At 60.5% G+C, this 22,089-nt stretch carries 20 protein-coding genes; all 20 read left to right on the top strand.

Going from position 1 to position 22,089, the window contains the following annotated elements; genetic code table 11:
• Nucleotides 1-7 precede the first annotated feature (7 nt).
• Nucleotides 8-2,044 carry a flagellar hook-associated protein FlgK gene (gene flgK / locus FFI16_RS05700; RefSeq protein WP_138814477.1) on the top strand — a complete coding sequence of 679 codons (2,037 nt, stop codon included), beginning with the start codon at nucleotides 8-10 and terminating at the stop codon, nucleotides 2,042-2,044.
• A gap of 14 nt (nucleotides 2,045-2,058) precedes the next feature.
• The gene (locus FFI16_RS05705) at nucleotides 2,059-3,642 is read left to right on the top strand and encodes a flagellar hook-associated protein 3 (RefSeq protein ID WP_138814478.1); all 1,584 of its coding nucleotides are present in this window, start codon (nucleotides 2,059-2,061) and stop codon (nucleotides 3,640-3,642) included.
• A gap of 277 nt (nucleotides 3,643-3,919) precedes the next feature.
• Entirely contained in the window at nucleotides 3,920-4,849 is a 930-nt protein-coding gene (locus FFI16_RS05710) for a ketoacyl-ACP synthase III (protein ID WP_053257317.1), read from the top strand.
• A 265-nt stretch (nucleotides 4,850-5,114) separates the two neighbouring features.
• Complete coding sequence (locus FFI16_RS05715; protein WP_138814479.1) at nucleotides 5,115-6,560, top strand: flagellin; 1,446 nt, start codon at nucleotides 5,115-5,117, stop codon at nucleotides 6,558-6,560.
• A gap of 75 nt (nucleotides 6,561-6,635) precedes the next feature.
• Nucleotides 6,636-6,995, top strand: a complete 360-nt coding sequence (locus FFI16_RS05720; RefSeq protein ID WP_053257315.1) for a flagellar protein FlaG — start codon at nucleotides 6,636-6,638, stop codon at nucleotides 6,993-6,995.
• Nucleotides 6,996-7,075: 80 nt separating this feature from the next.
• The gene (fliD, locus tag FFI16_RS05725) at nucleotides 7,076-8,488 is read left to right on the top strand and encodes a flagellar filament capping protein FliD (protein ID WP_099486859.1); all 1,413 of its coding nucleotides are present in this window, start codon (nucleotides 7,076-7,078) and stop codon (nucleotides 8,486-8,488) included.
• Between the two features lie 144 nt (nucleotides 8,489-8,632).
• Nucleotides 8,633-9,022 carry a flagellar export chaperone FliS gene (gene fliS, locus FFI16_RS05730; protein WP_017134932.1) on the top strand — a complete coding sequence of 130 codons (390 nt, stop codon included), beginning with the start codon at nucleotides 8,633-8,635 and terminating at the stop codon, nucleotides 9,020-9,022.
• A gap of 23 nt (nucleotides 9,023-9,045) precedes the next feature.
• Entirely contained in the window at nucleotides 9,046-9,342 is a 297-nt protein-coding gene (gene fliT / locus FFI16_RS05735; RefSeq protein WP_017134933.1) for a flagellar protein FliT, read from the top strand.
• Nucleotides 9,343-9,511: 169 nt separating this feature from the next.
• Nucleotides 9,512-10,987, top strand: coding sequence for a sigma-54 dependent transcriptional regulator (locus FFI16_RS05740; protein WP_064453465.1), 1,476 nt, complete (start codon nucleotides 9,512-9,514; stop codon nucleotides 10,985-10,987).
• Nucleotides 10,988-11,097: 110 nt separating this feature from the next.
• Nucleotides 11,098-12,309: a PAS domain-containing sensor histidine kinase gene (locus FFI16_RS05745; RefSeq protein ID WP_138814480.1), complete on the top strand. Its 1,212-nt coding sequence runs from the start codon at nucleotides 11,098-11,100 to the stop codon at nucleotides 12,307-12,309.
• A 7-nt stretch (nucleotides 12,310-12,316) separates the two neighbouring features.
• Nucleotides 12,317-13,696, top strand: coding sequence for a sigma-54 dependent transcriptional regulator (locus FFI16_RS05750; protein ID WP_138814481.1), 1,380 nt, complete (start codon nucleotides 12,317-12,319; stop codon nucleotides 13,694-13,696).
• A gap of 131 nt (nucleotides 13,697-13,827) precedes the next feature.
• Complete coding sequence (gene fliE / locus FFI16_RS05755; RefSeq protein WP_017134937.1) at nucleotides 13,828-14,157, top strand: flagellar hook-basal body complex protein FliE; 330 nt, start codon at nucleotides 13,828-13,830, stop codon at nucleotides 14,155-14,157.
• A 16-nt stretch (nucleotides 14,158-14,173) separates the two neighbouring features.
• The gene (gene fliF / locus FFI16_RS05760) at nucleotides 14,174-15,949 is read left to right on the top strand and encodes a flagellar basal-body MS-ring/collar protein FliF (RefSeq protein WP_017134938.1); all 1,776 of its coding nucleotides are present in this window, start codon (nucleotides 14,174-14,176) and stop codon (nucleotides 15,947-15,949) included.
• On the top strand, nucleotides 15,942-16,961 hold the full coding sequence (fliG, locus tag FFI16_RS05765) for a flagellar motor switch protein FliG (protein ID WP_010208743.1): 1,020 nt from the start codon (nucleotides 15,942-15,944) through the stop codon (nucleotides 16,959-16,961). Before fliF ends, fliG begins: the two co-directional genes overlap by 8 nt.
• 10 nt (nucleotides 16,962-16,971) lie before the next feature.
• Complete coding sequence (fliH, locus tag FFI16_RS05770; RefSeq protein WP_138814482.1) at nucleotides 16,972-17,736, top strand: flagellar assembly protein FliH; 765 nt, start codon at nucleotides 16,972-16,974, stop codon at nucleotides 17,734-17,736.
• Complete coding sequence (gene fliI / locus FFI16_RS05775; protein ID WP_138814483.1) at nucleotides 17,726-19,084, top strand: flagellar protein export ATPase FliI; 1,359 nt, start codon at nucleotides 17,726-17,728, stop codon at nucleotides 19,082-19,084. The genes fliH and fliI overlap by 11 nt, the downstream gene beginning before the upstream one ends.
• Before the next feature lie 3 nt (nucleotides 19,085-19,087).
• Nucleotides 19,088-19,537: a flagellar export protein FliJ gene (gene fliJ, locus FFI16_RS05780; RefSeq protein ID WP_016972024.1), complete on the top strand. Its 450-nt coding sequence runs from the start codon at nucleotides 19,088-19,090 to the stop codon at nucleotides 19,535-19,537.
• Nucleotides 19,538-19,652: 115 nt separating this feature from the next.
• Nucleotides 19,653-19,958 (top strand): STAS domain-containing protein, encoded by a 306-nt coding sequence (locus FFI16_RS05785; protein ID WP_138814484.1) that lies wholly within the window; start codon nucleotides 19,653-19,655, stop codon nucleotides 19,956-19,958.
• Nucleotides 19,955-21,673 (top strand): fused response regulator/phosphatase, encoded by a 1,719-nt coding sequence (locus tag FFI16_RS05790; RefSeq protein WP_138814485.1) that lies wholly within the window; start codon nucleotides 19,955-19,957, stop codon nucleotides 21,671-21,673. The genes FFI16_RS05785 and FFI16_RS05790 overlap by 4 nt, the downstream gene beginning before the upstream one ends.
• Before the next feature lie 30 nt (nucleotides 21,674-21,703).
• Nucleotides 21,704-22,048 carry an Hpt domain-containing protein gene (locus tag FFI16_RS05795; protein WP_138814486.1) on the top strand — a complete coding sequence of 115 codons (345 nt, stop codon included), beginning with the start codon at nucleotides 21,704-21,706 and terminating at the stop codon, nucleotides 22,046-22,048.
• The last annotated feature ends 41 nt before the right edge of the window (nucleotides 22,049-22,089 follow it).

Raw genomic sequence — 22,089 nt, forward strand, 5'->3', positions numbered from 1 at the left:
CTGAACCATGAGTTTGCTCAGTATCGGGATGTCAGGACTCAATGCCGCTCAAGGCTCGTTGTCGGTCTTGAGTAACAACATTGCCAACGTCAATACCCCGGGATACTCGCGCCAGCAGACCACCCAGAACGCCAGCGCCAATAACCAGTATGGCGGCGTGTTTATCGGCAGTGGCACAACGCTCGCGGATGTGCGCCGCATTTATAACGACTTTTTGGGCGCGGCCTACCAGAGCAGCACCGCTCTGAACAGCGACGCCAACGCCTATGCGGGCCAGGCGGCAGCGATCGACAAGACCCTGTCGGACAAGTCCACGGGTATGTCGGCCGTGCTCAGCGCGTTTTTTGCCTCTTTGCAGAACGCCGCGGCCACGCCCAGCGATGTATCCGCGCGGCAGTTGCTGATCACCAACGCCCAAACGTTGAGCAACCGCTTCAACGCGATTTCCACGCAGTTGACCCAGCAGAAAGAAAGCATCAACGGTCAGTTGCAGACCATGAGTGACCAGGTCAACAAACTGACTTCGTCGATTGCCTCGCTCAACAGCCAAATTGCCACGGCCCAGGGTTCTTCGACCAGTGCGCCGGCCAACCTGCTGGATGCGCGCAATGAGGCGGTGCGTTCGCTCAATGAGCTGATCGGCGTGACGGCCACCGAAAAGAACGGCCAGTTCAGCATCACCACCGGCACCGGCCAATCGCTGGTAGAAGGCAGCGTTGCCAATACCATTTCGGCGGTGCCGAGCAAGAACGACAACAGCCAGTACACCATTCAGCTGAACATGGGCGACACGCCGATGGACATCGGCAATGTGGTCAGTGGCGGCAGCATTGGCGGCCTGTTGCGTTATCGCAGTGATGCGCTGATGCCGGCCATCAACGACCTGGGACGCATCGCCATTGCCACGGCCGACAGCGTTAACAGCCAGTTGGGCCAGGGCCTGGACCTGAACAGCGATTTCGGCTCCTCGCTGTTTGGCGACATTAACAGCGCTGCGGCGATTTCTCAGCGCAGCCAGGCGGCCGCCGGTAACAGTGCAGGCTCGGGCAACCTGAACGTGACGATTGCCGACAGCAGCAAGCTGTCGACCTTCGACTACAAGGTGACCTTCACCAGCGGCAACCAGTACAACGTGGTGCGCTCCGACGGCAAAGCCATGGGCTCGTTCGACACCACCACCACGCCACCGCCGGTGATTGACGGCTTCACCCTGGCCTTGAACGGCAAGGGGCCAGTGGCGGCCGGTGACAGCTTCAAGGTCAGCCCGACGGCCAATGGCGCCAGCGGCATCAGTGTCGACCTCAAAGACCCGAACAAACTCGCCTTCGCCGCGCCCTTGGCCGGCAATGCCAGCAAGACCAATACCGGCACCGGTACGTTCACCCAGCCGACCTTGACCGTGCCGATCGATATTGACGGCGGCGCCGCGACTGCGCAGTTGCGCACCGGGATCGAAAACTCGATGCCGGTAAAAATGGTATTCGGCAAGCCGGCGGCGGACGGCACCCAGTCCTATGCGATCAGTGATGCCCAGGGCAACCCGATCGGCACCGGCACCATCATTCCAGGCCAGGGCAACAAGGTCAGTGTGAACGTGCCGATGCGTGACGCCAGCGGTGCGTTGATCCCCGGCAAAAGCTTCAGCTTTGACACCACCGTGTCCGGTTCGCCGGCCAATGGCGACAGCACCACCTTTTCGTTCAACAGTGGCGCCACCTCCGATGGTCGTAATGCCCAGGAACTGCTGGGGTTGCAGACCAAGGCCACGGTGGGTGCAGTGGACGGCAATGCGGGCGTCAGCCTGGTCAGCGCCAACAGCCGGCTGGTGTCCCAGGTCGGCTCCAAGGCCGCCCAGGCCAACACCGACAGCACCGCCACCGGCGCCTTGCTGGCGGCGAACAAGGCGGCCAGCAACTCAGTGTCCCAGGTCAACCTGGACGAGGAAGCGGGCGACATGATCAAGTTCCAGCAGTACTACACCGCGTCGTCGCAGATCATCAAGGCCGCGCAGGAAACCTTCAGCACACTGATCAACGCCCTTTAAAGGAGTCTGGAACGATGCGTATCTCTACACAGCAGTATTTCGACACCAGCTCCAGCAAGTATCAGGACAACTATTCGGGTGTGGTGAAGGCCCAGGACCAGGCGAGTTCCGGTGTGCGTGTGCAAACCGCGTCCGACGACCCGGTGGCCGCCGCCCAATTGCTGATGTTGCAGCAGCAGAAAGACATGCTGGGGCAGTACAACGGCAATATCACCAGCTTGCAAAACTCGCTGACCAACGAAGAAAGTGTGCTGGCGAGCATCAATACTTCCCTGCAAGCCGCCCAGGGCCTGGCACTGCAGGCCGGTAACCTCAAGCTCAGCGATGATGACCGCAAGGCGATCGCCAGCCAGATAGGTGCCCTTGAAGACCAGGTGTTGGGCCTGCTCAATACCAAGGACTCCAGCGGCAACTATATGTTCTCCGGGACCAAGACCGACACGCCGCCTTACACCCGTAACAACGACGGCACCTACACCTATCAGGGCGATGAGACGCCGCTGAGCCTGCAAGTGTCGAGCAACCTGACGGTCTCTGCGGGGGATACGGGCAAGACGTTGCTTGAGAGTTCTTCCAATACCGGTCGCACCCAGACCACGCTGTTGCCGCCTGCGGTGAATGACGGCAAGGTCGCGATCTCGGCGGGCCTGATCACCTCCGGCACCACTTACACCAAGAGTTTTTCCGATGGTCAGCCCTATAAATTGACCTTCTCCAGCAGCACCCAATACAGCGTGAGCGACAAGGACGGTAATGACGTTACCGCCGAGATCACCGGTAACGGCACGTTTGACTCCACCAAGGAAGGCGCTTCGAGCGTCAACTTGCGCGGCGTCAAATTCGATATCAGCTTGAACCTGGGGCCGGATGTCGCCTCGGGTGCGCCTGCGGATGCATTGGTGGCGGGCAAGGCGTTCACCCTGGAAAGCAAGCCGGACACGTTCAGCAGCTCGCGTACCGCCAGTAATCCGTCCACGGCGCAACTGACCGGCGGCCGGGTCACGGATCAGCCGACCTACGCCAGTACCTTTCCCAACTCGGGTGCGGTGGTCAAGTTCACCAGCGGCAATGCCTACGACGTGTATGCCCAGCCGTACACGCCGAACAGCAAGTCGATTGCCTCGGGCACCATGGCCACCGGCGCTACGTCGATTACCGCTGCCGGGGTGACGTTCGATGTGAGCGGTACGCCAGGGGCTGGTGACCAGTTTTCTGTTGGTGCCACCAGCAACAAAAATATGAACGCCCTGGATACCTTGGGCCAGCTGCGCAAGGCCCTGCTGGTCCCGGCGGATGGCAACCAGGTCGCCAAGAACAACCTCAAAGACGTGTTGAACACCACCATCGGCAACCTGACCAACGCGTCGGCACAGATTGACCAGGTGCGCGGTTCGATTGGTGCGCGCCAGAATGCGCTGGATATTCAGGGCCAGGAAAACACCAGTCTGGGCCTGGCCAACACCTCGACCATGTCGTCATTGGCCAACGTCGATATGGGTCAGGCTGCCATTGACCTGACCTTACAACAGACCATGCTGCAAGCCTCGCAATTGGCCTTCGTGAAAATCTCGCAGTTGAGCCTGTTCAGCCGCATGTAATCGGCGGTAATACAAACGGCCCAGCCTGGAAACAGGGTGGGCCGTTGTCGTTTCTGCTGCCGGGAATGTTGCAGGGTTTTGCACAAAGCGCACAAAATTGAGTGACCTGTGAGTCATAAAGCGCATCTTCACTGTATCGTGTGAAAAGGATAAGTCGCTTGCGAGTCTTTACGCGGCGGCTTTCAGCGATATTTTCATGGGGTTATCCCCTTTATTGTCAGCGCTCCCGGCCAAGCCCGAGGGGTGTTATCCAGCTATTTAGTATTGGGAAGCCACAATGATTGGCATAAAAAGCATCGCCAGTTACGTGCCGGCAGACGGGGTTGATAACTACGCCCAGGGCGCCAAATTCGCCAAGGATGAAGATTTCATCATCGGCAAGATCGGTTCGGCGTTCCTGCCGCGCAAGGATGCTGCGCAGGAAACCTCTGATCTGTGTGTCGAGGCAGTCAACGCCTTGTTTGCAGCCAACCCGGATTTGAAGCGCGAATCCATCGACGCGCTGATCGTTGTGACGCAAAACGGCGACGAAGAGGGTTTGCCCCACACCGCCGCCATCGTCCAGGACAAGCTGGGCCTGCCCACCCACGTGGCTGCGTTTGATATTTCCCTGGGCTGCTCGGGCTACGTCTACGGCATCTATGCGATGAAGGGCTTCATGGAAGCCACCGGCCTGAAAAACGGCCTGCTGATCACCGCCGACCCGTACTCGAAGATCGTCGACCCGGAAGACCGCAACACCACCATGCTGTTCGGCGATGCCGCCACCGCCACCTGGATGGGTGAAGACGCGCCGTGGTTGCTGGGCAAGTCCAAGTTCGGCACCGACGGTTCCGGCGCGCCGCACCTTAAGGTCAGCGACGGCGTGTTTTTCATGAACGGCCGCCAGGTGTTCAACTTCGCGTTGCTCAAGGTACCGGCGCATTTGCATGAGCTGCTCAATGAGTCGGACCTCAAAGCCGACGAAATCGACGCATTCTGCATCCACCAGGGCAGTGCGGCGATTGTCGACGCGGTTGCGCGGCGTTTCGAAGATGCACCCGTGGAGAAGTTCATCAAGGACATGGTCGAGACCGGCAACACCGTGTCCTCGAGTATTCCGCTGCTGCTGGAAAAGCACATGATCGACGGCGATTGGAAGCGGGTTGCCATCAGCGGTTTCGGCGTTGGCCTGTCGTGGGGCTCGGCGATTCTCTATCGCCCGTAACGCTCTAACAGGCTGCACACAAAAACGCCCAGGCTCAAAAAGCCTGGGCGTTTTTTATTTGGCGCCAGAAAACCCAGCAATTGCGAGTGATTGGGCTATCGTAAATGCTTGAATTACAAAGGGTGGCCCCGTGCTAGTAAAAAAAATCAAAAAAGTCCTCAAGCAACCTGCTTTCACGACGATAACTATTACGAAGGTTCTCTAGGCCACACCCGGCGGTTGCCAGGGCCGGAAGCCGCAGTACACCACCCACGAGGATTTCGTCATGGCTTTAACAGTAAACACCAACCTTGCTTCGTTGACCGTTCAGAACAACCTGAACAAGGCTTCCGGCGCCCTGCAAACCTCCATGCAGCGCCTGTCCTCCGGCCTGCGTATCAACAGCGCCAAAGACGATGCGGCCGGCCTGCAAATCTCCAACCGTCTGACCAGCCAGATCAACGGCCTGGGCGTTGCGATCAAAAACGCCAACGACGGTAGCTCCATTGCTCAGACCGCTGAAGGCGCAATGCAGCAGTCCACCAACATCCTGCAAAGCATGCGTACCCTGGCTCTGCAATCCGCCAACGGCTCGCCAAGCGCTGAAGACCGTAAGTCGAACCAGGCTCAATACGCTGCTCTGACTGCTGAATTGACCCGTATCGCTACCACCACCACTTTCGGTGGCAAGAACCTGCTGGACGGTTCTTTCGGTACTACGTCGTTCCAGGTCGGCGCCAACGCCAACCAGACCATCGACATGAGCATCGGTAACGTTGCCGCCAACAACATTGGTTCGCAGCAGCTGAAAACTCAATCCCTGACGCCTTCGGCAACAGGTATTGCCGGCGGCGCGATCACCGTTACCGGTGGTGGCCAGTCTGCAACCGTGACCTTGGCAGCTGGCGCTTCCGCCAAGCAGATCGCTGCTCAAATGAACGGCGCTGTCGGCGGCCTGGCTGCGACTGCCAGCACTGAAGCTAAGTTCACCGTGAACACCGCTACCATCGGTGCTGCTACCCCTCCGAACGCTAACTTCACCCTGCAAGTGGGCAGCGGTGCAGCCGTTCAGTTCACTGGCGTGACCAGCACTTCCGACCTGGCTAGCCAACTGTCGTCCAACGCTGCCAAGCTGGGCATCAGCGTTAACTACGATTCGTCGACCAACGCTCTGTCGGTCAAGTCCGACACCGGTGAGAACCTGACCTTCAACGCTGGTGACGGCGGTGCTGCTGGTATCTCGGTTGCAACAAAAGACGGCAGCGGTACCTTCGGTACTGCTACCGCACTGGCCGCCACCGCTATCATTGCTACCGGTGCTGTTTCGCTGAACTCCTCCAGCAGCTACGCGCTGAACGGCGCGGGTGTAGCCGGTGTGTTCGCTGCCGGTGCTGCTACCGCTGCCAACTCCACCAAAACCACCGTCAACAACACCGACGTTACTACCGCTGCCAACGCGCAAAACGCGATCGACGTGATCACCCAGGCGATCTCGGACATCGACTCCCAGCGCGCCGGCCTCGGTGCTGTACAAAACCGTTTCGACAACACCGTTGCCAACCTGCAGAGCATTGCAGACAACTCCAGCGCCGCTCGCGGTCAGATCCAGGACGTTGACTACGCTGCAGAAACTGCTCAGCTGACCAAGCAACAAACCCTGCAACAGGCTTCCACTGCGATCCTGTCCCAGGCCAACCAGCTGCCTTCCGCTGTACTGAAGCTGCTTCAGTAATAGCCATCGGTAGATGACTGACGGAAGGGCGCGTTTACGTGCCCTTTTGTCTTTTGCGTGATGAGGAGACTGGACATGGACATGAGCGTCAAGTTGAACCTGTCTTATCCGGCAGCGGCGCCGCAAAGTGCTCCTGCTCCCGTGAGTACCGACCCGCAGAAAACCAAGGTGGACCCTACGGTCGCCACGGTCCAGCCCAAGCAGGACTCGAAGCCGTCCGACCTTGAACAGGCGGTCACGGATATTCGCAAATTCGTCCAGGCTGCCCAGCGCAACCTGGATTTTTCCATTGATGACACCACCCATCAGGTGGTAGTCAAGGTCATTGCGACCGACAGCGGCGAGGTGATTCGTCAGATCCCTTCGGAAACTGCGTTGAAACTCGCACAAAGCCTTCACGACGCCAGCAGCGTGTTGTTTGACGCCAAAGTCTGAGCTGGCATGAATTTTGTTGCTGAAGCTGCTTGAGGCGTCGTACGTCAAGAAAGCGCCAGCCCCGGATCAGGAGAACAGTCATGGGTGATATTACGGTTAGCGGCCCAGTTACGAACATCGATACCCAGTCGATCGTGACGGCATTGGTGAACGCGGAACAGGCACCCAAGCAGTCGCAGATCAACAAGCAGACGCAAACGTCGACCGCCCAGCTGTCCTCGATCGGCAAGATTCAAGCGGCACTGGATGCGTTCCGCGGCGCCATGGACAACATGGCCAAAGACGCCAGTATCGGCGGTTTGTCGGCAACGACCTCGGATAACAACGTATCGGCCATCACGCTGGGGGCCGGCGCTTCCGCGGGCAGCTACCAGTTGGTGGTCAATCAGTTGGCGACGGCCTCGAAGGTCGCTACCCAGACCTTTGCAGCCGGGACGAAGGCTGTCGTCAATAGCGGCACTACGTCGACCACCCTGGAGATCTCCCAGTCGGGCAAGAGCTATGGTGTGAGCGTTCCGCCAGGTGCGACGTTGCAGCAGGTGCGTGACTCGATCAACGCGCAATACAGCAGTGCTGGTTTGAGTGCCAACATCCTGACTGACGCCACCGGTTCCCGTTTGGTCATGACGTCGACCAATACCGGCGTCGGCACCGACATTACCCTTGGCGGTAACTCCGGCCTGGAAGCCGGAGCCTCGGTCGTGACCGTGCCGCAGAACGCGAAGTACACCATTGACGGTACCGCTCAGGAATCCAAGAGCAATACCCTGGGTGACGCGATCAGTGGTGTGAGCATCAAGTTGACGGCAGTGTCGCCTCTGCCTGCCGGCTCTACAGATCCGCTACCCCCTGGCTCAACCGTTACGCGCCTGAGTTCGACCATCACCATCGCGCGAAGCACCGACACCCTCAAGAGTTCGGTCAAGGGCTTTGTCGACACCTATAACGCCCTGATGACTGCGATCAACACTGAGACCGCGGTGACCACCAATGCCGACGGTTCCATCACGTCGGCTGCGCTGACGGGCGACGCCACTCTGCGTACCCTGACCTCGGCCGTTCGTAGCGAACTGAACGCATTGGGTGGCACCGGCTCGTTGAAATCCCTGGCCCAGTTTGGTGTGAACACTGACCAGAAGACCGGCAAGCTCAGCATTGACGATAAGTTGTTCAGTGCGGCTATCGCGACCAACCCCACTGACATTGGCGGCATTTTCAACGGCGACAAGGGGCTGCTGGCTCGGATGAAGACCGCGACCGACAGCTATGCGCTCAGTGGTACCGGGGTGCTCGCCACGCGTACGTCGACGCTGTCGGCAAACATCAAAGACCTGCAAAACCAGCAGGACACCCTGACCGCGCGCATGGCGGCCTTGAAGACGAGCCTGACTGCCAAATACACCACGATGAACAACCTGGTCGCCCAGCTCACCAGTCAACGTTCCAGCGTCATGACCACGCTTAACGCGCTGAATAATCCGAAGACCAATTGATCATCAATGAGGCCGCCCGGCAATGTGATTAACGTTGTCGGGCGCCACCTGCGCCAGACCATCGGCTTAAAGTTTTTTGCGACGCCGTCGACATAATAATCAGAGCCCATCTTTTTTAGCTGTTGCCTGCCACGAGGTAGAAACATGAATCCCATGAGAGCCCTTCGCCAATACCAGAAGGTCAATTCCCATGCCCAAGTCTCTGAAGCCAGCCCACATCGCCTGGTGCAGATGCTGATGGAAGGCGCGCTGGACCGCATGGCGCAGGCCAAGGGTGCCATGGCTCGTGGTGATATCGCGCAGAAGGGTTTGTTGTTGGGCAAGGCGATCGATATTTTGATCGGCCTGCGTGACGGCCTGAACCCGGAAAAAACCGATGATCCGGCCGCGTTGCAGCAACTCGATAACCTGTATGCCTACATGACCACGCGTTTGCTTGAAGCCAACAGCAAGAGCGATGTCAGCATGATCGACGAAGTAGCCGGCCTGATGATTACGCTCAAGGAAGGCTGGGACGGTATTGCAACACTGTAGGCCTTTGGCCTGAGGATGATGTCATGAGCCACGCCCTGCAACGGATTGACGAGACCCGTGAAGCCTTGGTCGACGCATTGGCGCAACGTAACTGGGACGCCATCGGCGAACTGGACATGGGGTGCCGCGCAGTCATCGACGAAGCGCTCAATAACGCACCGGTGGACGAGGATGCGCTGCGGGAGAAGCTGGAAAGCTTGCTGGCGGTGTATCAGCAGTTGCTGGAAGTGACGACCGGCGAACGCCAGGCGATTTTCGAAGAGATGTCACAGATCAACCGCGCGCAAAGTGCGTCAAAGGTTTACCATCTGTTCGGCTGAACTGGCTCAGTTAATCCGAACGGCGCGTCATATATTTGACTGTGCTCGCATTTTTGACTTAACTAGTGCTGTTTTCAGATTTCAGGCGTCAGTAAGGTAAGAAGTCTTACAGGCGTCTCGATTGCCCTCACTCTGGGGCAGGAAGTTTTACTAGGGAAGTTGCTATTGCATGTGGCGTGAAACCAAAATTCTGCTGATTGATGACGATAGCGTCCGCCGCCGCGATTTAGCGGTGATTTTAAATTTTCTCGGTGAAGAAAATTTACCCTGCGGCAGCCATGACTGGCAGCAGGCGGTCAGCTCTTTGTCATCGAGCCGTGAAGTCATTTGTGTGCTGATCGGGACGGTAAACGCTCCTGGCGCCGTTTTGGGCCTGTTAAAGACACTGTCGACCTGGGATGAGTTCCTTCCGGTGTTGCTGATGGGCGATATTTCTTCCGTGGACCTGCCGGAAGACCAGCGCCGCCGTGTGCTTTCCACCCTGGAAATGCCGCCCAGCTACAGCAAGTTGCTTGATTCGCTGCACCGTGCCCAGGTCTATCGCGAGATGTACGACCAGGCCCGCGAGCGCGGCCGTCACCGTGAACCCAACCTGTTTCGCAGCCTCGTCGGCACCAGCCGTGCGATCCAGCACGTGCGCCAGATGATGCAGCAAGTCGCCGACACCGACGCCAGCGTGCTGATCCTCGGCGAGTCCGGCACCGGCAAGGAAGTGGTCGCGCGCAACCTGCACTATCACTCCAAGCGCCGCGACGGGCCATTCGTGCCGGTCAACTGCGGGGCGATCCCGGCAGAGCTGCTCGAAAGCGAACTGTTCGGCCACGAGAAAGGCGCCTTTACCGGGGCGATCACCAGCCGTGCCGGGCGTTTTGAGCTGGCCAACGGTGGCACCTTGTTCCTCGACGAAATCGGCGACATGCCGCTGCCGATGCAGGTCAAGCTGCTGCGCGTGTTGCAGGAGCGCACCTTCGAGCGTGTGGGCAGCAACAAGACCCAGAGCGTCGACGTGCGCATCATTGCCGCCACACACAAGAACCTCGAAAGCATGATCGAGGTCGGCAGCTTCCGCGAAGACCTGTACTACCGCCTCAACGTATTCCCCATCGAGATGGCCCCGCTGCGCGAACGCGTGGAAGACATCCCGTTGCTGATGAACGAGTTGATCTCACGCATGGAGCACGAAAAGCGCGGTTCGATCCGCTTCAACTCCGCGGCGATCATGTCCCTGTGCCGCCACGGCTGGCCGGGTAACGTGCGTGAGCTGGCCAACCTGGTGGAGCGCATGGCGATCATGCACCCCTACGGTGTGATCGGCGTGGTCGAGTTGCCGAAGAAATTCCGCTACGTCGACGACGAAGACGAGCAACTGGTCGACAGCCTGCGCACCGACCTCGAAGAGCGCGTGGCCATCAACGGCCACACGCCGGACTTCGGCTCCACCGCCATGCTGCCGCCCGAAGGCCTGGATTTGAAGGACTACCTCGGCAGCCTCGAACAAGGCCTGATCCAGCAGGCGCTCGACGATGCCAACGGCATTGTCGCCCGCGCCGCCGAGCGCTTGCGTATCCGTCGAACCACCCTGGTGGAGAAGATGCGCAAGTACGGTATGAGCCGCCGGGAAGGTGATGAACAGGCGGATGATTGACGCCTGTTTTTTAAACTACTGAAATATCAGTAGTTTTTTTTCGGCACGGGTATTGCTACAGCCCTCGCAACGTTCCGTTTAACTGACGGTCAGCCAAGCGAGAGAGCATGATGCCCCACGCCGCCCAACACTCTTTGGTCCCTGATGCTCAGGGGCTTGTCCCGACTGCCGAGCAGCTCAGCCGACATGGCCTGGAACAGGCGTTTTCGCTGTTCAGCCAGATGTCGAGCCAACTGACTGACTCTTACAGCTTGCTGGAGGCGCGGGTTTCCGAGCTTAAAGGCGAACTGGCGGTGGTCAGCGCCCAGCGTATGCAAGAGCTGGCCGAGAAAGAGCGCCTGGCCAACCGTCTGCAAAACCTGCTGTCGCTGCTGCCCGGTGGCGTGATCGTCATTGATGACCAGGGCCGCGTGCGTGAAGCCAACCCGGCTGCCGTCGACATGCTCGGCCTGCCGCTGGAAGGCGAGTTGTGGCGCGAAGTCATTGCCCGTTGCTTCGCCCCGCGTGAAGACGACGGCCACGAAATCTCCCTCAAGGACGGCCGCCGCCTGTCCATCGCCACCCGTTCCCTGGACGCCGAGCCCGGCCAGCTGGTGCTGCTTAACGACCTGACAGAAACCCGTCACCTGCAAGACCAGTTGGCGCGGCATGAACGCTTGTCGTCGTTGGGGCGGATGGTCGCTTCTTTGGCGCATCAGATCCGCACGCCGTTGTCGGCGGCGTTGATCTACGCCAGTCATTTGACTGATGAGCAATTGCCGGCCGCCACCCACCAACGTTTTGCTGGCCGTCTCAAAGAGCGCTTGCATGAGTTGGAGCACCAGGTGCGCGACATGCTGGTGTTTGCCCGCGGCGAATTGCCGCTGACCGACCGCGTTACGCCCGCTATGTTGATGCAGTCGCTGCAAGCGGCGGCGGCCACCCATATCCAGGACGCCCAGGTGCGCTGGCAGTGCGACAGCCACCAGGGTGAGTTGCTGTGCAACCGCGACACCCTGGTCGGCGCCTTGCTCAACCTGATCGAAAACGCCACCCAGGCCAGCGGCCCCGCAGCGCGGCTCAAGGTGCACCTGTACACCCGCGAGCAAACCCTGCGCCTGTGTATCAGCGACAGCGGCAGCGGCATCGAACCCTTGGTGCTGCAACGCCTGGGCGAACCGTTTTTTACCACCAAGACCAACGGCACCGGCCTCGGCCTGACCGTGGTCAAGGCAGTGGCACGCGCGCATCAGGGAGAATTGCAGCTGCACTCCCGGTTGGGGCGTGGCACCTGTGCATTGATGACCTTGCCGCTGTTTTCCAGCACGGCGAGCGCGGAGTAAAAGGACTATGGCTATCAAGGTTTTATTGGTCGAAGACGATCGCGCCCTGCGTGAAGCATTGGCTGACACGCTGCTGTTGGCGGGCCATGACTACCGGGCGGTCGGTTCTGCCGAGGAAGCCTTGGAGGCGGTCGAGCAGGAATCTTTCAGCCTGGTGGTCAGTGACGTCAACATGCCCGGCATGGACGGCCACCAGTTGCTCGGCCTGCTGCGCGCGCGCCAGCCACAACTGCCGGTGCTGCTGATGACCGCCCACGGCGCGGTGGAGCGGGCGGTGGACGCCATGCGCCAGGGCGCGGCGGATTACCTGGTCAAACCCTTTGAGCCCAAGGCGCTGATCGAACTGGTTGCCCGGCATGCACTGGGGGTTGTTTCGAATGCCGAAGGCGAAGGCCCGATTGCCTTTGAGCCGGCCAGCGCACAGTTGCTGGAACTGGCAGCGCGTGTGGCGCGTAGCGATTCCACCGTGCTGATCTCCGGCGAGTCCGGTACCGGTAAAGAAGTGCTGGCGCGGTATATCCACCAGCAATCGAGTCGCGCCAAACAACCCTTTATCGCGATCAACTGCGCGGCTATCCCTGACAACATGCTCGAAGCCACTTTGTTCGGCCATGAAAAAGGTTCGTTCACCGGCGCCATCGCGGCCCAGGCCGGCAAATTCGAACAGGCCGACGGCGGCACCATTCTGCTCGACGAAATCTCGGAAATGCCCCTGGGCCTGCAAGCCAAGCTGCTGCGGGTGTTGCAGGAGCGTGAGGTGGAGCGTGTCGGCGCACGCAAGCCGATCCAGCTGGATATCCGTGTGGTTGCCACCACCAACCGCGACCTCGCGGGTGAAGTGGCGGCGGGGCGCTTTCGTGAAGACTTGTTTTACCGGCTTTCGGTATTTCCGCTGGCCTGGCGCCCGTTGCGTGAGCGCCCGGCAGATATAATCCCGCTGGCCGAGCGCCTGTTGAACAACCACGTCAAAAAAATGAAGCACGCTCAGGCGCGGTTATCGGCTGAGGCTCAGGCTTGCCTGATCAGCTACCCATGGCCGGGCAATGTGCGCGAATTGGACAACGCCATCCAGCGCGCGCTGATTTTGCAGCAAGGCGGGTTGATCCAGCCGCAAGACTTCTGCCTGGCCATGGGTAGTGGCAACGCGCCGTTGCCGAGCCTGGCGCCCACACTGGTGGCGGCTGCCGACACCGAGTCCGCCGGTGCCTTGGGCGACGACCTGCGCCGCCGCGAATTCCAGATGATCATCGACACCTTGCGTGCCGAGCGCGGCCGTCGCAAAGAGGCCGCTGAGCGCCTGGGCATCAGCCCGCGCACCCTGCGTTACAAGCTGGCGCAGATGCGCGACGCCGGGATGGACGTGGAAGCCTACCTTTTCGCCACGTGAAAAATTCTCGGGCTGACAGGGTTTGTCGCCTTTTCTTACGAATTGCCACGGAGCTGGCACCCTTGTTGCTACCACCCGTAGTAACCGCTGCGTAGTGTCAAAAAATTGCGGGTCGTCGGAGAGAGAAGGTCATGAGCCAGGGTATTGAGTTCAATCGGTTGATGTTGGATATGCGCTCCATGCAAATGGATGCCATGGCTCAACCGAAATCCGTCGCGCCAGCGCCGGAATTGGGCCAAAGCAGTTTTGCCGACATGCTCGGTCAGGCAATCAACAAAGTCAGCGACACCCAGCAAGCCTCCAGTCAGTTGGCCACCGCCTTCGAGATCGGCAAGAGCGGCGTGGACCTCACCGATGTGATGGTCGCTTCGCAAAAGGCCAGCGTTTCCTTTCAAGCCTTGACCCAAGTGCGTAACAAGCTGGTTCAGGCTTATCAAGACATCATGCAGATGCCGGTTTAAGGACGAGATTTAAGTCATGGCAGAAGCAGTCTCCGACAACGTACCCGCCAAGGCAGACGGCAAGCCGCCGCTGTTTGGCCTGTCGTTCCTGGAAAACCTCTCGGAAATGACCATGCTGCGGCAGGTGGGCCTGATGGTCGGCCTGGCTGCCAGCGTGGCGATTGGTTTTGCCGTGGTGTTGTGGTCGCAACAACCCGATTACCGCCCGCTGTACGGCAGCCTGGCCGGCATGGATTCCAAGCAGATCATGGAAACCCTGGCCGCCGCCGACATCGCTTATACCGTGGAGCCCAACTCCGGCGCCTTGCTGGTCAAGGCCGATGACGTGGCCCGTGCGCGCATGAAGCTGGCTGCGGCCGGTGTAACGCCGTCCGACAGCAATATCGGTTTTGAAATTCTCGACAAGGACCAGGGCCTGGGCACCAGCCAGTTCATGGAAGCCACCCGTTATCGGCGTGGCCTGGAAGGCGAACTGGCGCGCACCATCAGCAGCCTGAACAACGTCAAGGGCGCCCGCGTGCACCTGGCGATCCCGAAAAGCTCGGTGTTCGTGCGTGACGAACGCAAGCCAAGTGCCTCGGTGTTGGTTGAACTGTTTTCCGGCCGCTCCCTGGAGCCTGGCCAGGTACTGGCGATCATCAACCTGGTGGCCACCAGCGTTCCCGAATTGAGCAAGTCGCAAATCACCGTGGTCGACCAGAAGGGCAACCTGCTGTCCGATCAGGCCGAAAACTCCGCGCTGACCCAGGCCGGCAAACAGTTCGATTACAGCCGCCGCATGGAAAGCATGCTCACCCAGCGGGTGCACAACATCCTGCAACCGGTGTTGGGCAACGATCGCTACAAGGCTGAAGTGTCCGCCGACGTGGATTTCAGCGCGGTCGAGTCGACCTCCGAACAGTTCAACCCGGACCAGCCGGCGCTGCGCAGCGAGCAGTCCACCAGCGAGCAGCGCACCGCCAGCAATGGCCCGCAAGGTGTGCCGGGTGCCCTGAGCAACCAGCCGCCGGCCCCGGCGACTGCGCCGCAAACCACGGGTGGCGCGGCCGCTACGGCTGGTGCGATTCAGCCAGGCCAGCCACTGCTGGACGCCAACGGCCAGCAGATCATGGACCCGGCCACCGGCCAGCCGATGCTCGCGCCGTACCCGGCGGACAAGCGTAACCAGTCGACCAAGAACTTCGAACTCGACCGTTCCATCAGCCACACCAAGCAGCAACAGGGCAAGATCAATCGCCTGTCGGTGTCGGTGGTGGTCGATGATCAGGTCAAGGTCAACCCGGCAGACGGCGCCGTCACCCGTGCGCCGTGGAGCACCGATGAATTGGCGCGCTTCACACGCCTGGTGCAGGACGCCGTCGGTTTCGACGCCAGCCGTGGAGACAGCGTCAGCGTAATCAACATGCCGTTCTCCGCCGAGCGCGCCGAAGTGATCGCCGACCCGGCGTTCTACACGCAGCCGTGGTTCTGGGACATCGTTAAACAAGTGCTGGGTGTGTTGTTCATTCTGGTGCTGGTGTTCGGTGTGCTGCGTCCGGTGCTCAACAACATCACCGGCAACGGCAAGAAACAGCTGGCTTTGGCCGGTGGCGACGTCGAGTTGGGTGGCATGGGCGGCCTGGATGGCGAACTGGCCAACGACCGTGTCAGCCTCGGCGGCCCGCAAAGCATCCTGTTGCCAAGCCCGAGCGAAGGCTATGACGCGCAGCTGAATGCAATCAAGAGTCTGGTAGCAGAAGACCCGGGCCGTGTGGCTCAGGTCGTGAAAGAGTGGATCAACGCAGATGAGTGATAATCGAGCCGCTGTTGCCAAGCTCACCAAGGTCGACAAAGCCGCAGTCCTGCTGCTGTCCCTGGGTGAAACCGACGCCGCCCAAGTGCTGCGCCACATGGGGCCTAAAGAGGTCCAACGTGTGGGCGTGGCCATGGCGCAGATGCGCAATGTGCACCGCGAGCAAGTCGAGCAGGTGATGAGTGAGTTCGTCGAGATCGTCGGCGACCAGACCAGCCTGGGCGTCGGTTCCGACAGCTATATCCGCAAGATGCTCACCTCGGCCCTCGGCGAAGACAAGGCCAACGGCCTGATCGACCGCATCCTGCTGGGCGGCAACACCAGTGGCCTGGACAGCCTCAAGTGGATGGAACCGCGCGCGGTGGCTGACGTGATCCGCTACGAGCACCCGCAGATCCAGGCGATCGTCGTCGCTTACCTCGACCCGGACCAGGCCGGTGAAGTGCTCGGCCACTTCGACCATAAAGTGCGCCTGGACATCATCCTGCGCGTGTCGTCGCTGAACACCGTGCAGCCGGCGGCGCTCAAAGAACTCAACACGATTCTGGAGAAGCAGTTCTCCGGCAACTCGAACGCCTCGCGCACCACCTTGGGTGGCATCAAGCGCGCAGCCGACATCATGAACTTCCTCGACAGCTCGGTCGAAGGCCAGTTGATGGACTCGATCCGCGAGATCGACGACACCCTGTCCGGCCAGATCGAAGACCTCATGTTCGTGTTCAACAACCTCTCCGATGTCGACGACCGTGGCATCCAGGCGTTGCTGCGCGAAGTCTCCTCCGACGTGCTGGTGCTGGCCCTCAAGGGCTCGGACGAAAACGTCAAAGAGAAGATCTTCAAGAACATGTCCAAGCGTGCTTCCGAACTGTTGCGCGACGACCTCGAAGCCAAAGGCCCGGTGCGCGTCAGCGACGTCGAAACCGCGCAGAAAGAAATCCTCACCATTGCCCGCCGTATGGCCGAAGCCGGAGAAATCGTTCTCGGCGGGAAGGGCGGCGAAGAAATGATCTAAGGCGCGACCCATGTCGAACAAAGATGAGACGCCCAGCGATCTGATTCGCGCACGGGATGTCGGCGGGTTCGACATCTGGTCGCTGCCCAGCTTCGATCCGCATGTGCCGGAGCCCGAGCCTGAACCGGTGGTTGAAGCCCCGGTAGAGATGGAAGAAGTGCCGCTGGATGAAGTCCAGCCACTGACCCTGGAAGAACTCGAGGCCATCCGCCAGGAAGCCTATAACGAAGGCTTTGCGGCCGGCGAAAAAGACGGCTTTCGCAGCACCACCCTCAAGGTGCGCCAGGAGGCCGAAGAGGCGCTCAGCGTCAAACTCGCCAGCCTGGAGCGGCTGATGGGCACGCTGTTCGACCCGATTGCCGAGCAGGATACGCAGATCGAAAAAGCCATGGTCGGCCTGGTTGAGCACATCGCCCGCCAAGTCATCCAGCGCGAATTGGTGCTCGATTCCAGCCATATCGAAAGCGTCATGCGCGAAGCCCTCAAGCTGTTGCCGTTGGGCGTGGGCAATGTGCGCCTGTACATCAACCCGCAGGATTTCGAACAGGTCAAAGCCCTGCGCGAGCGTCATGAAGAAACCTGGCGCATCGTCGAAGATGCCAGCCTGCAACCTGGCGGCTGCCGCGTCGAAACCGAACACAGCCGCATCGATGCCACGGTGGAAACCCGCATCAGCCAGATCATGGCCAAGTTGTTTGATCAACTGCATGAACAGGCCCTGCACCCGGCCGAGCCGGACCTGAGTGTGGACCTGGACGCTACCGATGCGCCTTGATCGCACCAGCTTCGCCAAGCGCCTGGGCAGCTACGCCGAGGCCACGGAGTTGCCCGGCCAGCCGATTCTCGAAGGGCGCCTGTTGCGCATGGTCGGCCTGACCCTCGAAGCCGAAGGCCTGCGCGCCGCCATGGGCAGCCGCTGCCTGGTGATCAACGACGACAGCTACCACCCGGTGCAGGTCGAAGCCGAGGTGATGGGCTTTTCCGGCAGCAAGATTTTCCTTATGCCCGTGGGCAGCCTGGCGGGCATCGCCCCCGGCGCCCGCGTAGTGCCCTTGGCCGATACCGGCCGCCTGCCCATGGGCATGAGCATGCTCGGCCGCGTGCTCGATGGCGCCGGCCGCGCACTCGACGGCAAGGGCGGCATGAAGGCCGAAGACTGGGTGCCGATGGACGGCCCGACCATCAACCCGCTCAACCGCAACCCCATCAGCGTGCCGCTGGACGTGGGCATTCGCAGCATCAACGGTTTATTGACGGTCGGTCGCGGCCAGCGTCTGGGCCTGTTTGCCGGTACCGGCGTGGGTAAGTCAGTGTTGCTGGGCATGATGACGCGCTTTACCGAGGCCGACATTATCGTGGTCGGGCTGATCGGCGAGCGCGGCCGTGAAGTGAAAGAGTTCATCGAGCACAGCCTCGGTGAAGAAGGTCTCAAACGCTCGGTGGTGGTCGCGTCGCCTGCGGATGATGCGCCGCTGATGCGCCTGCGCGCCGCGATGTACTGCACGCGCATCGCTGAATATTTTCGCGACAAGGGCAAGAATGTCCTGTTGCTGATGGACTCGCTCACGCGTTTTGCCCAGGCCCAGCGGGAAATCGCCCTGGCCATCGGCGAACCGCCTGCCACCAAAGGTTACCCGCCGTCAGTGTTCGCCAAGCTGCCCAAGCTGGTGGAGCGCGCGGGTAATGCCGAGGCCGGTGGCGGTTCAATCACTGCGTTCTATACGGTGTTGTCCGAAGGCGATGACCAACAGGACCCGATTGCCGACTCGGCGCGGGGCGTGCTCGACGGCCACATCGTGCTGTCGCGGCGCCTGGCCGAAGAAGGGCACTACCCGGCCATCGACATCGAAGCCTCGATCAGCCGGGTGATGCCGGCGGTGGTCACGCCCGAGCACATGGCCCGGGCGCAGCACTTCAAACAACTGTGGTCGCGTTATCAGCAAAGTCGCGATTTGATCAGCGTCGGCGCCTACGTGGCCGGTGGTGATCGCGAAACCGACCTGGCCATCGCGCTGCAACCGCAACTGGTGAGCTACCTGCGCCAAGGCCTTAACGACAAGATCAGCATGGGCGAAAGCGAAGCGCACCTGGGCTCGATCTTCGCCCCGGCGCCGGGCGGTTAAGCCATGGCCAGCACCCGCTCTTCACGCCTGGCCCCGGTGGTGGACATGGCCGAAAAGGCCGAAAAAACCGCCGTGCAGCGCTTGGGTTACTTCCAGGGCCAGGTGCGCCTGGCGGAAAGCAAGCTGGGTGACCTGGAGCGCTTTCGCGGCGAGTACCAGCAGCAGTGGATCGAGCGCGGCAGCAAGGGCGTATCCGGCCAGTGGCTGATGGGTTATCAGGGCTTTCTCAACCAGCTGGAAACTGCTGTGGGCCAGCAGCGCCAGAGCCTCGCCTGGCACCAGAACAATCTCGATAAAGCCCGCGAAAGTTGGCAGGCGGCGTTTGCTCGCGTTGAAGGTTTGCGCAAGCTGGTGCAGCGCTATATCGACGAAGCGCGGGCGATTGAAGACAAGCGCGAGCAAAAGCTGCTCGATGAGCTGTCACAGCGACTTCCTCGCCAGTCACAGTACTGACGGCTTCCAGTGGCCTACTGTGGGAGCTGGCTCCACATTTGAGTATCAGTGTTGCTCACATCTCTATCAGCTGCTAAACCTTGTTGCACATTGCCAATGACAAGGAAGCAGTCACATGTCAGTCGAGTCAGAAGTATCCCTGGATGGGACGAAGTTGACGATCAGGGTCAAGGGGCGATTCGATTTCGGTAGCCACCAAGCCTTTCGTGAAGCCTACGAGCGGTTCTACAAAGTGCCCGAGATCTACGTGGTGGACTTGAAGGACACCACTTACATGGACAGCTCGGCCCTGGGCATGCTCCTGCTGTTGCGTGACCATGCCGGTGGCGATGAAGCCGAAGTGCAGGTGATCAATAGCAATTCCGATGTGCGCAAGATCCTCGCCATCTCCAACTTCGACAAACTGTTTGATCTCAGTTGAGCACCCTGGCCCCGGTTCTCGAACCACTGACGATCCTGATCGCCGAAGACAGCGCCGCCGATTTGCTGTTGCTGTCGACCATCATCCGGCGTCAGGGCCATCAGGTGCTCACCGCCACGAATGGCGCGCAAGCCGTCGAGGTGTTCAGCCGTGAACGCCCGCAGTTGGTGTTGATGGACGCCCTGATGCCGGTGATGGACGGCTTTGAGGCGGCGCGGCAGATCAAGCAGCTGGCGGGCGAGGCGCTGGTGCCGATCATCTTTCTCACCTCGCTGCGCGAAAGTGAAGCCCTGGCCCAGTGCCTGGACGCCGGCGGCGATGACTTCCTGCCCAAGCCTTACAACCCGCTGATCCTGGCCGCCAAGATCAATGCCATGGACCGCTTGCGGCGCCTGCAGGCCACGGTGCTGCGCCAGCGTGACCAGATCGCCCGGCACCACGATTACCTGTTGCATGAGCAACGTGCGGCCAAGGCGGTGTTCGACAAGGTGGCGCATTCGGGTTGCATCAATGCGGCGCCGAACATTCGTTACCTGCAATCGCCTTATGCGCTGTTCAACGGCGACCTGTTGCTGGCGGCCTACACGCCATCCGGCGACATGCATGTGCTGCTCGGTGACTTCACCGGCCATGGCCTGCCCGCCGCCGTGGGCGCCATGCCGCTGGCGGAGGTGTTCTATGGCATGACCGCCAAGGGCTACGGCCTGGCGCAGACCCTGCGTGAGATGAATGCCAAGCTCAAGCGCATCCTGCCGGTGGACATGTTCTGCTGCGCCACGCTGGTGTGCCTGAGTACCCAGCGGCGCGTGGTGGAGGTGTGGAACGGCGGCATGCCCGACGGCTATGTGCATGAGATCGCCACGGGCAAGCGCACGCCGTTGGTATCGCGGCACCTGCCGCTGGGCGTGCTGTCGGCACAGGCATTTGATGACAGCACCGAAGTCTGGCCCATGGCCCTGGGCGACCGGGTGTTCTTGTTGTCCGATGGGGTGCTGGATACCGCCAACGCCAATGAGCAGTTGTTTGGTGCGGCGCGTTTGCAGCAGGTGTTTGCCAGCAACCGCAAGCCCGACCGTTTGTTCGAAGACATTGAGCAGGCGCTGGCGGCGTTTCGGGGTGAGGCGCGCGATGATGTCAGCATGGTCGAGATCATCTTGCAGCCTGGCCAGCCGTCGCGGGCGGCTGAGCCCCTGTATGCCGACAGTGGCCAGTCGTGCCCGCTGGATTGGTCGGTGAGTTTCGAGTTTCGTGCGCGCACGCTGAAAAGCTACAACCCGTTGCCGTACCTGCTGCAACTGTTGCTGGAGATTCATGGCCTGCGTGGGCAGAGCGGGGCGCTGTACAGTGTGATGGCCGAGTTGTATTCCAATGCGCTGGAGCATGGCGTGCTGGGCCTGGATTCGCGGCTCAAACGCGATGCCCAGGGGTTTGCCGAGTATTACCGTCAGCGCAACGAGCGCCTGGCGCAGTTGAACAACGGTTATGTGCGTGTGCATGTGCAGGTGGTGCCGACTGCGCCGGGCGGCAAAATGACGCTGCGCATCGAGGACAGTGGGCCTGGGTTTGACGTCGAACAGGTGCTGGCGCGGCCGCTGGATATAGACCGTTTGTCTGGCCGTGGGCTGAGCCTGGTACGGCAACTGAGCAGCGATGTACGCTGGACCGATGGCGGGCGCAGTGTGTGCGTGGAGTTTTGCTGGGGAGCTCTGGCATAATCCGCCGATTCTTGATCAAGGAGCGAACAAGTGCCTGAGATTCATCTGGACCCTGATGTGTTGATGGGCCTGCAGGAAGTGATGGAAAGCGAGTATCCGAAATTGCTGGATACCTTCCTGGACGATTCGCAAAAGCGCATCGATGCGCTGCGCAAGTCGCGTGGTGATGCCAAGGCGCTGGGGCGGATTGCGCATAGCTTCAAGGGCAGCAGTGGCAACCTCGGCGCGGTGCGGCTGGCGCAGTTGTGTCAGCGGTTGGAGGCGGAGTCCGTCGAGTTGACGGCGGACTTGGGTGCGCTGGTTGATCAGATTGATCATGAGTTTGCGCTGGTGCGGCCGCTGTATGAGTCGGAAAGGCAGCGCTTCGGTCTCTGAATCACCGCAGTTGTATCAGACCTGTGCGGATCAAACTGTGG

It is taken from the genome of Pseudomonas sp. KBS0710 (genome assembly GCF_005938045.2).
GTDB lineage: Bacteria > Pseudomonadota > Gammaproteobacteria > Pseudomonadales > Pseudomonadaceae > Aquipseudomonas.

Coding starts and splice junctions, on each gene's coding strand:
- flgK (WP_138814477.1), top strand. CDS start 8: ATGAGTTTGCTCAGTATCGGGATGTCAGGACTCAATGCCGCTCAAGGC.
- FFI16_RS05705 (WP_138814478.1), top strand. CDS start 2,059: ATGCGTATCTCTACACAGCAGTATTTCGACACCAGCTCCAGCAAGTAT.
- FFI16_RS05710 (WP_053257317.1), top strand. CDS start 3,920: ATGATTGGCATAAAAAGCATCGCCAGTTACGTGCCGGCAGACGGGGTT.
- FFI16_RS05715 (WP_138814479.1), top strand. CDS start 5,115: ATGGCTTTAACAGTAAACACCAACCTTGCTTCGTTGACCGTTCAGAAC.
- FFI16_RS05720 (WP_053257315.1), top strand. CDS start 6,636: ATGGACATGAGCGTCAAGTTGAACCTGTCTTATCCGGCAGCGGCGCCG.
- fliD (WP_099486859.1), top strand. CDS start 7,076: ATGGGTGATATTACGGTTAGCGGCCCAGTTACGAACATCGATACCCAG.
- fliS (WP_017134932.1), top strand. CDS start 8,633: ATGAATCCCATGAGAGCCCTTCGCCAATACCAGAAGGTCAATTCCCAT.
- fliT (WP_017134933.1), top strand. CDS start 9,046: ATGAGCCACGCCCTGCAACGGATTGACGAGACCCGTGAAGCCTTGGTC.
- FFI16_RS05740 (WP_064453465.1), top strand. CDS start 9,512: ATGTGGCGTGAAACCAAAATTCTGCTGATTGATGACGATAGCGTCCGC.
- FFI16_RS05745 (WP_138814480.1), top strand. CDS start 11,098: ATGCCCCACGCCGCCCAACACTCTTTGGTCCCTGATGCTCAGGGGCTT.
- FFI16_RS05750 (WP_138814481.1), top strand. CDS start 12,317: ATGGCTATCAAGGTTTTATTGGTCGAAGACGATCGCGCCCTGCGTGAA.
- fliE (WP_017134937.1), top strand. CDS start 13,828: ATGAGCCAGGGTATTGAGTTCAATCGGTTGATGTTGGATATGCGCTCC.
- fliF (WP_017134938.1), top strand. CDS start 14,174: ATGGCAGAAGCAGTCTCCGACAACGTACCCGCCAAGGCAGACGGCAAG.
- fliG (WP_010208743.1), top strand. CDS start 15,942: ATGAGTGATAATCGAGCCGCTGTTGCCAAGCTCACCAAGGTCGACAAA.
- fliH (WP_138814482.1), top strand. CDS start 16,972: ATGTCGAACAAAGATGAGACGCCCAGCGATCTGATTCGCGCACGGGAT.
- fliI (WP_138814483.1), top strand. CDS start 17,726: ATGCGCCTTGATCGCACCAGCTTCGCCAAGCGCCTGGGCAGCTACGCC.
- fliJ (WP_016972024.1), top strand. CDS start 19,088: ATGGCCAGCACCCGCTCTTCACGCCTGGCCCCGGTGGTGGACATGGCC.
- FFI16_RS05785 (WP_138814484.1), top strand. CDS start 19,653: ATGTCAGTCGAGTCAGAAGTATCCCTGGATGGGACGAAGTTGACGATC.